A 14,829-nucleotide genomic window follows, 5' to 3' on the forward strand; every position below is an offset into this window, starting at 1 on the left:
GGATGGTTGTCCGGTGCGCTTGCAGTCGCAGATCTATAGTAGCCCGCGCCATGCCGGGGCTGTGAAGGGGCGGCTTGTCATGACAGGTAATGGGAGTGCGGCGCGGCGTGTGAGGGGTGTCCCTACGCGGGCGTAGGCAAAAAGAGAAGGGCTGCCCGCGCGATGCAGGCAGCCCTTCCAAACCGGGTGTCGGTGTCGGTCAGTGCGCCAGGGGATCCGGGCGCAGCTGGAATTTCATGACCTTGCTGGACGTGCCTTTGCCGCCTTCCATGTGGAAGGGGGCCCGGGTGCTGATGGTGGTCCACAACCCGCGCCCTTTCCAGCCGGCGTTCGGGTCGTCGATGCGGCCGTCCATCCATTTGGTATAGAAGCCCAGCGGATACGGAACGCGCAGCACGACCCAATTCCCATCCTGGAGAGCCAGCAGCGCTTCGGCGCCGTTGCCGGTGTTGATCGGGGTGTTGGCGCCCAGGCCGAAGGTGTTGAACTGATCCACCCAAGTGTAATAGCTCCCGCCGGCGCTGCCTTCGTAGTCGACGCCTTCGAGCTGCGGGAGCGGTTCCGTGTAGAACGCCCACCCTTCCGGACAGTGCTGACCGGTCGCCTCCGGGCCGTTGAGCGGTCCGGTGCACTTGCGCCGGTCGAAGCTGGCCAGATGCCCGCTGGCGAGCGCCACCCAGGCGACGCCGTTGCGGTCGATGTCCATCCCGCGCGGCGACCAGCCGTGCACGGGCTCGCCGCCGGCATCGAGCGGCGGTTCGAACCGCTCGGCCAGGGCCGTATGCGTGGGGTCGTCGCCGGGTGTCAGCCGGACGACCGAGCCCGGGAATCCGAGCGACGAGGCCCAGACCGATCCGTCGGGCGCCGGCGCGACGGCGTAGAAGCCCGACGTGATACGCATGTCCTTGTTCGGGTCCATCGGCTCGCCCGGTTCGGTCCACGCGTCCCGCCGGCCGTTGCCGTTGGTGTCGAGGATGAGCGGCGTCCAGCCCTGCGCGGCTTCTTCGTCGCCCGTCTCGTCGTACAGCTTCCGATTCAGCCAGCCGACGACGGGTCCGCCGCCGCTTGTCCACAGCGTGTGGTTTTCGTCCTCGGCAAACATGAGGTGGTGCGTGCTGAAGCAGGTGCCGACGGGCGTATAGACATCGGTGGCCGGGTCGTAAAAGCCCAGATGCCGGTACGAACGGTTGAGTGGGAAAACCTGGGCCGAGGGATGGTCCGACCCTTCCTTGCAGAAGTCAGGGTTTTCCGAGGGCCGAATGGCCGCCGTCAGCCAGACACGTCCGCGCTCGTCGAGCATCGGGTTGTGGACGTTGGTCTTGCTGTCCCAGAGCACCTCGTCGCCCCAGTACATCGAAGGTTCGAGCATCTCGGGGCCGGACGCCGGCTGGGTGTTCGGGTCGCGGACGGTGAGCGGGATCCGGCGGGACGCGTTCTGCACCGGGTCGACGACGGGGATGTAGTCGGAACTCAGCTCGAGCGCGCCGTACACGGGGCCGTTCGCGTTGACGGTGGGGTCGCGGCGGTCGGTGGAGACGACGTCGTGGAGGTAGTGTTTCGGATCGGCCCAGTCCCACTGGGTGATGACGACGTTGCGTTCGAGGCCTTCGGGCCGGCGCGGCGCCTCCGGGTACTCGCCGGCGGCGATGCGGTCGGTCCAGTCGGCGAACATCTCATACACGCGCTTGCCGCCCAGCCCGGCGATGGCGCCGGTCATCTGGCCGCCGGCCTGTCCGGATTTCAGCCGGCGCTCCCAGGCTTCCTCGGTGCTCGGGTACTCGGGAAACGCCGGATGGAAGGTGCGCGTGCCGATGCTGCCGAGCGCATGGCAGGCCGTGCACGTGCCTGATTTGATGGTGCGGAGAAAGTCGGCCTGGTTTTTTACGTTGGGCGAGAGCCCGTTGCCCGTGGGGCCCGTGCCGGGGAAGTCGCTCCTTGGCGGCACCCGGAGCAGCGAATACCAGTGGCCGGCGGGGTAATAAAAGGCCGCCGCCCGTTCGTCGGGCGCCGGGACGGCCTCGAGGTCGAGCGTGGCGCCCGGCTCGGCGCGCGTCTTCGGCGAATCGACCAGGCCGTAGCCGCGCACCCAGACGTCGTACGTGGCCGCCGGCAGCTCGGGCAGGAGGTAGCGCCCCGCGTCGTCGGTGACGACGATCTTGACGTATTGCGTGGCCAGATCCTGGGTCTCGGCGATGACCCAGACGCCGGCCTCCGGCCCGTCAGGACCGGTAACGACGCCCTGGATGATATCGGACGATGTCGTGCCGCCCGGCTGGCAGGAGGCGAAGAGGATGGCGGAAAAACAGAGTGCGAGGTAGTGTCGTGCGGGCATGACGGTTCTCGGACACGGGTTGCGGCGACGCGGCTCCCGCCCGGGTGGAGGCGGCGCGCGGCGCGACGAGGACAACACCAAAGTAGCCGATCGCTTACATACTCTCAAGCGCACGCCGGCGCGTCACCGGTTCACAGGCCTCAAAATACGCTGTACAACGTGGCGGGCCAGTGCGCGTCCCTGCCGTTTGCCGGCCTCTGTCGCGAACCGGAAATGGAAGCCGTTGTAGATGCGCGAGTCTGCACAATCGTCGGCGGCGGCGTCGAGGCTGGCGTACGTCCGGTTCGGCTGCCCCTCCGGCGCCGTGACGGAGGCCATCGTGAAACCGACCATCGGCGTTCCATAAACTGCCGCGACGATCTCCGCGCCGCCGGCGCCGACCGCCGCATGGGCTGACGGGTACTCCGGCCAGGGGGGCGTGACCATCTCGGGCTGCCAGTCCGGATCCTTCTCGGTGGCGGGGTTGCCGTCCTCGTCGGCCTGGCGAATGGCCGTGTACGGGCGCCAGGTGTCGTACGCGTATTTGCTCTCGAAGGACACCAGGTAGAGGTCGTACAGATTGACGTTGATCAGGGCGAACATCCGCACGGTTTCCCAGAGCGGCAGGTTGCGTTCCTGCGCGGTGATGCGGCCGATCCGGTTCCAACCGTGCTCGCCGAACTCGGCCCACCAGTGCGCGATGTGGGTTTGATCGGCCGACCGGACCGTGCTGCCGGCTTTCCCGTACGCCTTCACTTCGTTCAGGGATCGGGCGTACGCCTCGGAGGTGAGCGGCGGGGGCGGCGGGGCGTGAAATTGGGTGAGGGAGTCGAGCGTGAAAGGCCTGGCGTAGGAAAAATCCGGCTTCCAGACGTAATCGAAACCGGGCGTGTACTGATAATCGCCCGGCTTGGTCATCGGGGTGTAGTCGCCGTTTTTTTCGTGGCCGTCGCCGTCGCGCAGGCGGATCAGGGCCGCGGCCGTCTCGTGACCCAGCGCGACCCCGCGCGCTCGTGCGCCGGCGTCGTCGACCGTGCCCAGCCAGCGTTCGAGTTCGCCGCGCAAGGTGTCCTTCCGCGCCGGATAGGCCGCGGCGAGCACGTCGTACGCGGCCTGAGAGATGGCTGCTATGGGGTCGGCGTCGGGCGCGTCGGTGCGCGTGGCATACGGCTCGAACCGCCGATCGATGCCGTTGAGGGCGTCGTGCATCGCGAGCGACGACATGGCGAGCGCGCGGACGCCGATGAAGGAATTAAACTGATCGTGCTGATGGGCGATCGTATAGGCCGTCCGGTTCCAGGCGATGGCGGCTTCGTTGGTTGGATCGGGCTTCACGGCGTGGATGGCGAAGCCGGGCACGAGGTTGAGGATGAGCAGGATGCAGGGTATGAGCGGGAAGATCATGTTTCGTTCGGGGCTGATGCGCGCGCGTCGCGGACGCTGCGGATGGTGGGTGCGGCGATGCTCCACGCGAACCAGGACGGGAAATCGCGGCGGTACGCCGGCAAGGCATCCAGCCGGATCAGGCCGGCGCCGACCGCTGCTTCGTAGTCCAGCCATCCCATCCAGACCTTGTAGTAGATGGCCAGGTCCGCTTCCACGAACACATCGACATCGAACCCGGGGTGTTGAACGCACAGAGACACATCGCCGGGTTTGACGACAAGCCAGTAAAGATCGCGCGACGCGGTGCGGAAGTTGAATTCGATCACGATGCGGTCCGCAGGAAGCCGATCGGTGTGGACCCGGTCGTGCATCCACCACATTAAAAGCAGCGGATCGAGCGCTTTGGGGTCAGGCTCACCGAAACTCCAGTTGGCGCCCCAGACCATGAGCGCCCCGATGACGGGGCGCAAGGCGAGGCCGGCTTCCGTCAGCACGTACGTGGTCGCGGTTCGTCCGCCCGCCGATTCCTCTTTTTCCAGCAGCCCGGTATCCTGCAGGCGCTGCAGACGACTTGCCAGCAGACCGCGCGATATCCCGGGCAGGCCGCGGGCGAGATGATTGAAGTGCCGCGTTCCACTCAGGAGGTCGCGAACGATCAGCAGGGTCCATCGGTCGCCGAGGATCTCGAGCGCCTGCGCTACGGGGCAATACTGGCCATACTTGAACATGCGTGGAGGCGGTTGTTTACGACTGCAATCGCATGATAAACATAGCCGGTCGGTTTGTCGCCGACAAGTTCAAAAAACGAACTGCCTCCATCGCTGAATTGTCGGAAAGAGCGGCCGATACTACTTCAAAACGTCCAATTCCCTGGCATTTCGAGTACTGAACGCCTTATGGCCCGTCCAACGGTTACGCCTCTCAACGAGGAACGCCTTTTCGAATTCCACGAGCTGTTCTTTTCCGTAACGGACAAGCGCGGGGTCATCGAGTTCGGCAACGACGTGTTTGCCCGTATCGCCGGCTACTCCCTCGACGAGATGGTCGGCGAGCCGCACAACATCATCCGGCACCCCGACATGCCGCGCGCCGTGTTCAAGGTGTTGTGGGATTACCTCGACGCCGGCCGCACGATCGTCGCCTACGTCAAGAACATGGCGGCTGACGGGCGCTACTACTGGGTGCTCGCCCTGGTCCTGCCCTCGGGAGACCGGTACGTTTCCATCCGGCTCAAACCGTCGAGCGAGCTGTTTGCGGCCGTCCAGGAGGTGTACCAGAAGGTGCTCGCGTTCGAAAAACAGCGCGAGCAGGAAACGGGCAGCCGGAAGATCGCGCTCGAGGAGAGTATGCCATACCTCGTGAGCCTGATCGAGGAAGCCGGCTTCAACTCGTACGACGAATTGATGTGGTCGGCCCTGCACCAGGAGATGGATGCCCGCCGCGCTGCGCTCAAGAACATCGTCGTCAAGAAAAAAGGCCGCATCGCGGTGTCGACGTCGTCGCCGCTGTGGAAACTCGCAGCCAACTGCAAGAGCATGGCGGAGCATCTCGACGCGCTTTTTGCTTCGCTGGGCGGGTTTACGGATCTCAACAAGAGCCTTGCCGGCCAGGCCACGTTCCTCAAGCGCCTGGCCGAGTCCATCCGGCGTTCGTCGCTCAACGCGGAGATCGCGTCGAGCCATCTGGGCGAACGCGGGCTGGCGCTCGCGGAGATCGCCGGCCAGATGAGCGCGCAGACCGCGGCGAGCATCGGGCTCATCGCGTCGCTCCATACGTCGATATCCGACCTGCAAGGCCCGCTGCTCCGGCTCGTGTTCGACGTGCTCGTGGCGACGCTCGATATCGAGATGGCCAGCCTTTTCATCGATGAAGTCACCGCCGTCGGTAGCGAGGTGGAGGAGGTGGCGGAAGAAGACCAGGTCATGACCGAATACATTACCGCGCTGGTCAGTCTCTTCGAGGAACGCGCCACCACGCTCATCCCCAACCTGTTCGATATCAGCGGAAAACTGCAAACCATCCGCGATCTGCTCGTGCGCCTCCAGCGCTACATGCGCATGCTCAGTGTGGTGCAGTTCTCGGGCCAGGTGGAAGCCGTGCGCATTCCCGATTCGCTCAACTTCCTGGCCATCTTCGAAGAGGTGCTCGAACAGCTCAACGAAGCGAACCGGCAGGTGAGCGGGTTCGGCAAGCTGGTCGGAGACCGGCTGCAGGAGAACGCAGCGCTGCAGGCGTCCGCCCAGGGGATCAGCTCGCTGCTCGAACAGACGCACGAACACATGACGGCCCTCGCGCAGACCGAAGCCGCCTGATCGAGGCTTGCTTTCCGGCCTGGCGGTGTTGAAGTTTAGGGGGTTATCCGGTACACCATCCGATGCCTCCCATGCGCTCCTTCACCGTACCGCGGCGCGTCGTGCGCTGCTGCGTCGCGTTGCTCGTTGCCCTGTCGATTCTCGTCTGTGGCACCCCGTCCGTCCTCGCTCAATCCGCCGGCGATGCCCTGCGGGCGGGCTTTGAATCTCCGCCCGACGCCGCCCGACCGCGCGTCTGGTGGCACTGGATGAACGGCAACGTCACCCGGGAAGGGGTTCGGCTGGATTTCGAGTGGATGAAACGCGCCGGCATCGCCGGCATCCAGAACTTCGACGCATCGCTCGCCACCCCCCGCGTCGTCGACACCCCGCTCATCTACATGACGCCGGCGTGGAAGGACGTCTTTGCCTATACGGCCTCGCTGGCGGACAAGAAAGGCCTGGAAATGGCGATCGCCGGTTCGCCGGGCTGGAGCGAAACCGGGGGGCCGTGGGTGATGCCCGAGGACGGGATGAAGAAATACGTCTGGTCCGAAACCGGCGTCGCCGGCGGCCGGCGGTTTGCCGGCGTCCTCCCCGCACCGCCCCAGACCACCGGGCCCTTTCAGGATGCGCCGTTCACCGATGAACTCGCCGCGCTCGGGGGAGCCACCGAAGAGGCCGGCGAGGGGCCTCATTTTTATGCGGATGCCCGCGTCATCGCGTTCCGCCTGCCGGACGGCACCCGGCTGCCGGCCCCGGCGGTGACCTCCAGCTCCGGCGCCATCGATGCCGGCCTGCTTTCGGACAACCGGGTTTCGGAGGGGGTCGTGCTGCCCGTCGCCGAGGACGGCGAGGCCTCCTGGATCGCCTTCGACTACGGCCGGCCGGTCGTCGTTAACGGCGTCACGTACGGCCTCGCCGGCGCCGCGAAGCCGTTTTTCGGCCAGGAGGCCGCGCCGCGTCACCACCTCGTGATCCAGGCCAGCGATGACGGCCTCACCTGGCGGGATGTCGGCGAGCCCGCTACCGGCTTTCCGCAGCGCACGACGGCGCTGCCGCCAACCCGGGCCCGCTATTTCCGCTTTGTCGCCACGCTGCTCGCCAACCAGCCGCCGCCGGCCGAGCTGATCCCGGGCGTCCCCATTCCGCCTCCCCCGACGGATCTTCGCATCGGCGAACTGGCCCTTCGCGGCGTCGCGACGGTCCATCGCTTCGAGGAGAAGACGGCGTTCGCGCTGAATGCCGATTATTTCAGCATCGCCACGACCGCCTCCGCGCCGGGCGCCGCGATCGCTCCGGGCGATGTGGTCGATCTCACCGACCGGCTCCAGCCGGACGGCACCCTGCGCGACTGGACGCCGCCGGCCGGCGACTGGCAGGTTCTTCGTTTCGGCTACTCCCTCCAGGGCACCACCAACCACCCGGCCTCGCCGGAGGCGACCGGCCTGGAGGTCGACAAGCTCGACGCCGGCGCCGTCCGCCGCTACATCGACAACTACCTCGACCAGTACAAGAGCGCCACGAAAGGCCTCATGGGCGCCCGCGGTCTCCGTGCGATGATCTTCGACAGCTACGAAGCCGGCACCGGCAACTGGTCGCCCCATCTGCTCGACCTGTTCCGCGAACGGCGCGGGTACGACCCGACGCCCTATCTCCCGACCCTCGCCGGCTATGTCGTCGGCAGCGCCGCCGCCAGCGACCGCTTCCTCTGGGATTTCCGGAAGACGATCATGGACGCGCTCCAGGAAAACCACTACGGCGTGCTCGCCGACGCGCTGCACGAACGCGGGATGATCGCGTACGTGGAGGGCCACGAATCCCTGCATGCGACCCTCGGCGACGGGATGGAGATGAAGATGCACGGCGACATCCCGATGGCGGCGATGTGGACCAAGGCGGATCCCGGCGTCATCGCCACCGATTTTTTCAGCGACATCAGGGAATCGGCGTCCGTGGCGCATCTCTACGGCCAGAACATCGTCGCCTGCGAGAGCATGACCGCCTTCGGCCCCGTCTTCGCCTACTCCCCCTGGATGCTCAAGCCGACGGCCGACGCCATCCTGCTGGCCGGCGTGAACCGGTTCGTCATCCACACGTCGGTCCATCAGCCGCTCGTCGATCAGGGGCCCGGACTCACGCTCGGTCCCTTCGGGCAGTACTTCTCGCGCCACGAAACGTGGGCCGAACAGGCGCGGCCCTGGATCGACTATCTTGCGCGCTCGTCGCACCTGCTCCAGCAGGGGCGCGCCGTCAGCGACATCCTGCTGTTCTACGGCGAGGGCAACCCGGTCATCACCCGGAACTACGCCATCACGGCCCCGGGCGCGCCGGCCGGGTATCAGCACGACTTCGTGAACAGCCACGCGCTCACCCACCGCCTTTCCGTGGAAGACGGCCGCCTCGTCACACCCGACGGCACGAGCTACCGCGTGATCTACCTGGCCGGCCATCGCGACCGCGTCACCCTCGCGACCCTCGAACGCTTGCGCGAACTGGTGGAGGCCGGCGCTGTGGTGGTCGGCAAGCGCCCCGTCGCATCGCCCAGCCTGTCCGACGACCCGGCCGCGATCCAGGCCCTCCTCGACGCACTCTGGCCCGGCGACGGCGTCACGTCCGTCGGACGCGGGCGCGTGTATACCGACGGCGACATCGCCGCCGCCCTCGCCGCCGAAGCCATCGCGCCCGACTTTACCTATACCGGCGGACAGGCCGGCAGCCAGGTGCTCTTTCTTCACCGCACGATGACCGACGGCGATCTCTACTTCCTCAGCAACCGGAAGGAACGCGCCGAGACGATCGAGGCCACGTTCCGCGTCGAGGGCAAAACCCCCGAATTGTGGGATCCCGCCACGGGTACGTCGCGCCCCGCCAGCTACCGGATCGTCGATGGCGCCACGATGGTCACCGTACCGCTCGATCCGTACGGGTCGGTTTTCGTCGTCTTCCGCACGCCGGCGACCGAGCCGGCGCGGCTGCTCCCCGCCGAATCGCGCAACGTCGTCGCCACCCTCGACGGGTCGTGGGAAGTCGCCTTCCAGAAAGGCCGCGGCGCGCCGGCGAAGGCGACATTCGACGCCCTGACCGACTGGAGCGCCCACGCCGACGCCGGCATCAAGTATTTCTCGGGCACCGCGACCTATGCGAAGACCTTCCAGGCGGACGCCGGCTGGAAAGCCGCCGGCACACGGGTCTGGCTGGACCTCGGCGACGTGAAGGATCTGGCGGAAGTCACGGTCAACGGTCGTTCGCTGGGCATTCTATGGAAGGAGCCGTTCCGGGTGGACATCACGGATGCGCTCAAGACGGGCCGGAATACGCTGCGGATCGCCGTGACCAACCTCTGGGTGAACCGGCTGATTGGCGACGTGCAGCCCGGCGCCGAGCGGATCGGATGGACGACGGCGGACGTGCCCGGCGGAAACGTCGGCTTTGGCTTCCGGCGCTACCCGCCCGACGCGCCGCTGCGGCCTTCGGGGCTGATGGGGCCGATGCGGGTCGTCACGGTGACGGAAGGGCGATAACGACGCCCGGGGCACGTCTCCGCGGCTCATTCGCTGCGCAGCGTGACGACCGGGTCGGTCACCGCCATCTGGTATACTTGCGTGCCCAGGGTCATCAGCCCGGTGACGAAGACGAGCGCGTAGGCGATCAGGAAGGCCGCCGGCCCGACCCCCATGTGGTACGTGTAGATCGAATCCAGCAACGCATTCAGCAGCAGGTACCCGAGGGGCGACGCGAGGACGGCCGCGGCCGCCAGCAGAATGGCGAAGCGCCGGTTGAGGTGCGTGGCAAGCTGGGCGATCGACGCGCCGAGCACCTTCCGGATGCCGATTTCCTTCATTCGGTTGAGCGTGTTCTGGGCCGCGAGGCCGAAGAGGCCCATGCACGACAGCATCAGCGCCAGCAGCGCCGTGAAGAGAAAGATCTGGTTGATGCCCCGCGTCTCGGAAAAATGCCGGTCGAACGCGGCCTCCTGGAACGCGACTTCCACCGCGCGATCGCCCCAGAGCGCGCCGGCGCGTTCGCGCAGCGCCTGGGCCACCGCCGGGCCGGCGCCGTCTTCGACGTGCACGGCGAGGAGCCGGTAGTCCGCCGGATCGGCCAGGCGAAAGATCGTCGGCCTGATGTCGGCCATGAACCCGCGCACGTGAAAGTCGGCTACCTCCCCGATGATGTCGTACGCGACGCTGTCGATCCGAACCGTCTGCCCGACCGGATCGTCCCACCCCTGCGTGCGGGCAAACGCCTCGTTGACGACGAGTTCGTGTGCGGATTGCCGCTCCCGGTCGCTATCGAAAAACCGGCCGGCCTGCAGGCGCAACCCCATCGTCTCCGCGTAGCCGGCGCCGATCCGCAAGATGGTGGTGTTCTGTTTCTGGTCCCGCACGGTCACGTCGCGGCTCTCCTCGTCGCGGCTCACATGATGCTCGCTGCCGGCGATCGAAACGATCTGCGGGAGCGACGCCGCGTAATCGCGCATGACCTCGAAGCGATCGGTCTGCTCCAGATCTACATAGAGGACGTTTTTCGGGTTGTAGCCCCAGTCGCGCGAGCGCTCGTCGTGGGCATTCAGGAGCAGCCCGGTGCACACGATCATGGTCACGAAGGCCAGCACGAACTGCAGGGTCAGGAGGCTCTGCATGAACCGGTTGCGCCGGTTCATCCGAAGCGATCCCTGGAAAATGGCGATCGGCCGGAACGAGGCCATGTATAAGGCGGGATACGCCCCCGAAGCCAGGGCGATGGCGAACAGCAGACAACCCAGAAAGAGCAGCAGGCTGGAGATCGGCGCGGTGCCGAGGGAGTTATCGCTTTCGGTGATGGTATTGAATGAGGGGATGAGCAGGAAATGCGCGATAGCGATACCGACGACGAGCGCGAGGCCGCAAAGCACCACGTTTTCCGCCAGGAACTGCCGCGCCAGCTGATGCCGGCTTCCGCCGACCACCTTCCGCATCCCGATCTCCTTGACGCGCCGCACGGCGGTCGACAGGGAGATGTTCACATAATTGATGCACGAGAGCGTGAGCAGGAAAAGCGCGATCAGACTGAGCGCGATGATGGGCGGCCAAGGAATGCTGTGTACGAAGGTGCTCCCGATGTCGTCGATGTGCTGCCCGAGGTCGACCAGGTTTTCAAACCGGTACGCCTGAACGGGCAGGTCGGGCACGGCGGCGCGCTGGGCGGCGATGTACCCATCCATCTGGCCGGCGAGCGCATCGGCGGCGTCGGCATCGGGCAGCTGGACGAACGTAAAGGCGCGGCTTCCCCAGTCGTCGCCGGCGGCGGTCAGATCGAGATAGGGAGGATAGGGCAGCAGGATGGTGAACGACAGGCTGGATCGCCGGTTGGTCTCGGTGACGGCGCGGACGTACACCGTCATCGCCGGTATCCCCTCCACGGAAATCGTCAGCGGCTGGCCGATGGGGTCGGCCTCGCCGAAAAACTTGGTGGCCGCCAGCTCGCTCAGGACGACGGAAGACGGATCGCCAAAGCCGCCGGCCTCGCCGGCGATGACGGGGAACGTGAAGAGATCGAGAAAGCCCGGATCGACGAAGGTGACCAGCTCGCCGAACGGCTCCTCGCCGCCGGTGTCCACCTGCCCGTAGCGGATGTGCATGCGGACCGACCGCTGCACCTGCGGAAACTCGGTCGCCAGCGCCGGCCCCATCGGCGCGGGCGTCTGGGCCGACGTCTTGCGTTCGCCCTGCACCTCGTAGACCGATTTGGCGAGGAAGATCGTGTCGCTGTGCGCATGGATCCGTTCGTTCGTCGTGTGACCCATGATGAACAAGTAGGCGACGACGGTGCACGCGATGGCGAGCGAAAGACCGATCAGGTTGATGCCCGACACGAGCGGCTTCTTGATGATATTCCGGTAGGCGAGAACCAGGTAATTTTTCAGCATGACGAGGCTCCAGTACATGTTTTGAACCAGGCGTTCCGGCACGAGCTGGAGCACCTGCCGGCGATACCAGCGCTGCGCGTGCGCCGCGCCGTATTCCTGCTCCAGTTCGTGAAAATACTCTTCGAAATCCCCGAGCGGCGTCTGCAGGTCGTCCTGCACGAGCCAGTTCAGCAGGGCTTCGGCGAAGCGGGGCGGTTTGGATGCGGACATGGGTTATCCCTCGATGGCGAGTCCGGTGACGCCGGCCCACATCTGCTGGTCGACGGCGCGCGTGTGCAGGAGCTGGCGCCGGCCCTCGAGCGTGAGCTGGTAGATGCGTTTGTGCCGGCCGCCGCGCTCGGCGGTGGCCTCCGAGAAGTAGGAGGTGAGGTAGCCGTTTTTCGTCAGCCGCTCCAGCGGCGTGAAGACGGACCCCAGCGACCACTCGTAGCCGGTGGTCTGCGTCAACTGTTTGCGGATGGGCAGGCTGTAGGCCTGGTCCTGCAGTTTCCAGACGGCCAGCAGGACGTACTCCTCGGGGCGGGACAGCAGCTTCATGCGGTCGGTCGATGTATATGTTCCAGTTTATGGAACACATCATACGGAGCTGCCGCCGTTAGTTGCAAGCGTGCGAAAGAAAAGCTGGCTGGCATACGCGCGGTTGCTCCGGCGGGGTGCGTGCCGTACGTTTCAGCGGCGATTTTTTATGCAGCAACCCGAGCCGTGACCGGTGTGGGGATGCTGAACACCGGCCGCGATGCCTCGTGGCCTTACGTGAACGATCCGATGAAATCTCGAATCCTGCTTGTTATCGCGCTGCTGGCCGGCGTTGCCGCTGCCCGGGCGCAGACGTTTTCCGTCACCCTCGATCCGGCGGTGAACGGCACGTACGCGGTCAACCCGCCCCTCCCGGCCGACGGGACGTACCCCGCCGGCACGGTCGTCACCGTGACGACGAAGCCGGCGCCGGGCTATGTGCTCGATTCCGGCTATTATTCCGTCGCGGGCCGCTGGGGGGCGATGTACCATGAGTCGATGACGCCCACCTTCGAGGTGACGATCGATCAGGAAAAACACATCGGCGCGTCGTTCATCGAGGCCTCGGCGGTCGAGCACATCAACGTGACGCAGAACGTCGTCTTCGCGAAGCCGGGCGTAAAGCCACTGAAATACGACGTCTACTCGCCGAAAGGCGCGCAGAACCTGCCCTGCATCGTCATCATCCACGGCGGCGGTTGGGCCACGAACGACGAGGACATCATGCGGGGGCTCGCCCGCGAGTTGACGAAGGGCGGCCAGTTCGTGGTCTTCAGCGTCGACTACCGCTGGGCCGGCAAACTCGACGGCGACGCGCAGGGCACGACGATGGCCAACATCATCGAGGATGTGTTCGGGGCCATCGCGCACATCATGGAGCACGCCGCGGAATACGGCGGCGACCCGACGCGCATCGGGGTGACGGGCGACAGCGCCGGCGGGCATCTCTCCGCGGCGGCCTCGCTGATGCCCGGCATGATCGGGGACGGCGGCTTCGGCAAGACGCCGGGTGTGTTCGAGTTCATGCCGTCCTACCTCCCGAAAGGCAAGACCGTCGATCAGGTGCGCGACGCGATGCTCGCGGCGATCAAGGCGGCTGCGCCGAGCTACGGCGTCTTCGGCGGGCAGCTGCTGAATCATTTTTCGGACGACCCCGCGGCCGACGATACCTGGAAGTCCGCCATCGCCCCGCTGGATCACATCCCCAGCGCCTCGGAGCGCTCGGTGCCCCAGTACCTCACCCGCGGCACCGCCGACCCGCTGATCCAGGACGCCCCCGTGAAGGAGTTCGTCGACGCGCTCGTGAAAGCCGGGCATCGCGTGCAGTACGTGCAGGTGGGCGGCGCCGGCCACGCGTTTTTCGACTGGAAGCCGGACGAGCGCACCAAAGCCACGTTCTACCGATACGGAGTCTACTACGCCGCCGAGATGAAAGCCTTCTTTGCCTCGGTGCTGCTTTAAAAGGCGCCGCCGTACGGGCTATTGATGTCGTGGTGTTCGTCGGGTCAGGCGGGCTGCGGGAATCCCGCCGTCGCCATGACGCGGCGGGCCTGATCGCGGTGCCGGCGGCCGTGCACGGCCAGGATGGTGAGGGCGTCTTCGAGGCTGTAGGTGACCAGGCCCATCAGGGGCGAGGTGACGACGGTCGACAGCGGCAGGTTGCCGGGTAGAGCCTGGATGCGGTCGATGAGTTCGGCCTGGTGCGCGAGGTAGCGGGTGATGATGCCGTCGTCGATCCGGCTGGCCGAGGGGTGGGCTTTCGCGGTCGTCTTGAGCTTTCTGGTGTTGTCCGGCTTAAGCGAGTGGACCATCAGGTTGCCGAAGAGGCCGCTCAGCGGGGAGAGGCGTTCCCACACCGTGGGTTCCGGCGCCTCGCCGGCGAGGCGTTCCAGGAGCGGGAAATAGAGGCTGTGGGAGACGATGAGGTGGTCGAAGCACTGGGCGACGCTCCAGCTGTTCGGGTCCGGTTTCCAGTTGAGCTGTTCCGAGGTCAGTTCGCCGAATTCGTGCTGGACCTCGCTCGCGAGCGAGGCGAGGTCTTTCGTGATGGCTTCGATGCGCTGGTTCATGGTCGTGGGTCGCCCTCAGGCTTTGGTGATCGCACATTCCCCCAAGCTACGTGCGTCCGGCCGGCGTTTCAACCGGTGCGCGGTTTGACGCGGCGAAACCCGACCTGATCGATACCCGAGGCGACAGATTACGTCGGGTGAATTTTTTGGAAGAGACAGATCCTGCATCGCGCATCGCTTCGATGAACCCGTAGGGTCACGCTCCAAAAAGAAAGCCCTCCGGCATCGCCGGAAGGCTTCAGTACCGCGTACGGGATTCGAACCCGTGTTACCAGCGTGAGAGGCTAGCGTCCTGGACCCCTAGACGAACGCGGCGGATACAGAGCCTCCAACCCCCGCTCCATG

9 protein-coding genes and 1 tRNA gene are annotated in these 14,829 nt (G+C 66.0%); 3 read left to right on the plus strand and 7 right to left on the minus strand.

Annotated features, from left to right (window positions below; genetic code table 11):
• Positions 1–199: 199 nt before the first annotated feature.
• The 3 genes from R2834_13250 to R2834_13260 all read right to left on the minus strand — a co-directional run bounded on the left by R2834_13250 (position 200) and on the right by R2834_13260 (position 4,425).
• Positions 200–2,332, minus strand: coding sequence for a carboxypeptidase-like regulatory domain-containing protein (locus tag R2834_13250; protein MEZ4701297.1), 2,133 nt, complete (start codon positions 2,330–2,332; stop codon positions 200–202).
• Between the two features lie 123 nt (positions 2,333–2,455).
• Positions 2,456–3,715 (minus strand): vanadium-dependent haloperoxidase, encoded by a 1,260-nt coding sequence (locus R2834_13255; protein ID MEZ4701298.1) that lies wholly within the window; start codon positions 3,713–3,715, stop codon positions 2,456–2,458.
• On the minus strand, positions 3,712–4,425 hold the full coding sequence (locus tag R2834_13260) for a helix-turn-helix domain-containing protein (protein ID MEZ4701299.1): 714 nt from the start codon (positions 4,423–4,425) through the stop codon (positions 3,712–3,714). Before R2834_13260 ends, R2834_13255 begins: the two co-directional genes overlap by 4 nt.
• Before the next feature lie 168 nt (positions 4,426–4,593).
• Here R2834_13260 and R2834_13265 point away from each other — a divergent pair, with 168 nt between their 5' ends.
• The gene (locus R2834_13265) at positions 4,594–6,009 is read left to right on the plus strand and encodes a PAS domain-containing protein (GenBank protein MEZ4701300.1); all 1,416 of its coding nucleotides are present in this window, start codon (positions 4,594–4,596) and stop codon (positions 6,007–6,009) included.
• A gap of 71 nt (positions 6,010–6,080) precedes the next feature.
• A complete protein-coding gene (locus R2834_13270) occupies positions 6,081–9,512 on the plus strand; it encodes a glycosyl hydrolase (protein ID MEZ4701301.1) in 3,432 nt (1,143 codons plus the stop codon).
• Between the two features lie 26 nt (positions 9,513–9,538).
• Here the strand turns inward: R2834_13270 and R2834_13275 are convergent, their stop codons facing one another.
• Both R2834_13275 and R2834_13280 read right to left on the minus strand, forming a co-directional pair.
• Positions 9,539–12,109 (minus strand): ABC transporter permease, encoded by a 2,571-nt coding sequence (locus R2834_13275; GenBank protein ID MEZ4701302.1) that lies wholly within the window; start codon positions 12,107–12,109, stop codon positions 9,539–9,541.
• A gap of 3 nt (positions 12,110–12,112) precedes the next feature.
• Positions 12,113–12,436, minus strand: a complete 324-nt coding sequence (locus R2834_13280) for a PadR family transcriptional regulator (GenBank protein ID MEZ4701303.1) — start codon at positions 12,434–12,436, stop codon at positions 12,113–12,115.
• 228 nt (positions 12,437–12,664) lie between these two features.
• Between R2834_13280 and R2834_13285 the strand changes: the two genes are divergently transcribed.
• Positions 12,665–13,876, plus strand: coding sequence for an alpha/beta hydrolase (locus R2834_13285; protein MEZ4701304.1), 1,212 nt, complete (start codon positions 12,665–12,667; stop codon positions 13,874–13,876).
• 44 nt (positions 13,877–13,920) lie between these two features.
• Here the strand turns inward: R2834_13285 and R2834_13290 are convergent, their stop codons facing one another.
• The gene (locus tag R2834_13290; protein MEZ4701305.1) at positions 13,921–14,484 is read right to left on the minus strand and encodes a DinB family protein; all 564 of its coding nucleotides are present in this window, start codon (positions 14,482–14,484) and stop codon (positions 13,921–13,923) included.
• A 242-nt stretch (positions 14,485–14,726) separates the two neighbouring features.
• Positions 14,727–14,799: transfer RNA gene (locus tag R2834_13295), tRNA-Glu, on the minus strand.
• Between the last annotated feature and the right edge of the window lie 30 nt (positions 14,800–14,829).

The organism is Rhodothermales bacterium, from assembly GCA_041391505.1.
Taxonomy (GTDB): domain Bacteria; phylum Bacteroidota; class Rhodothermia; order Rhodothermales; family JAHQVL01; genus JAWKNW01.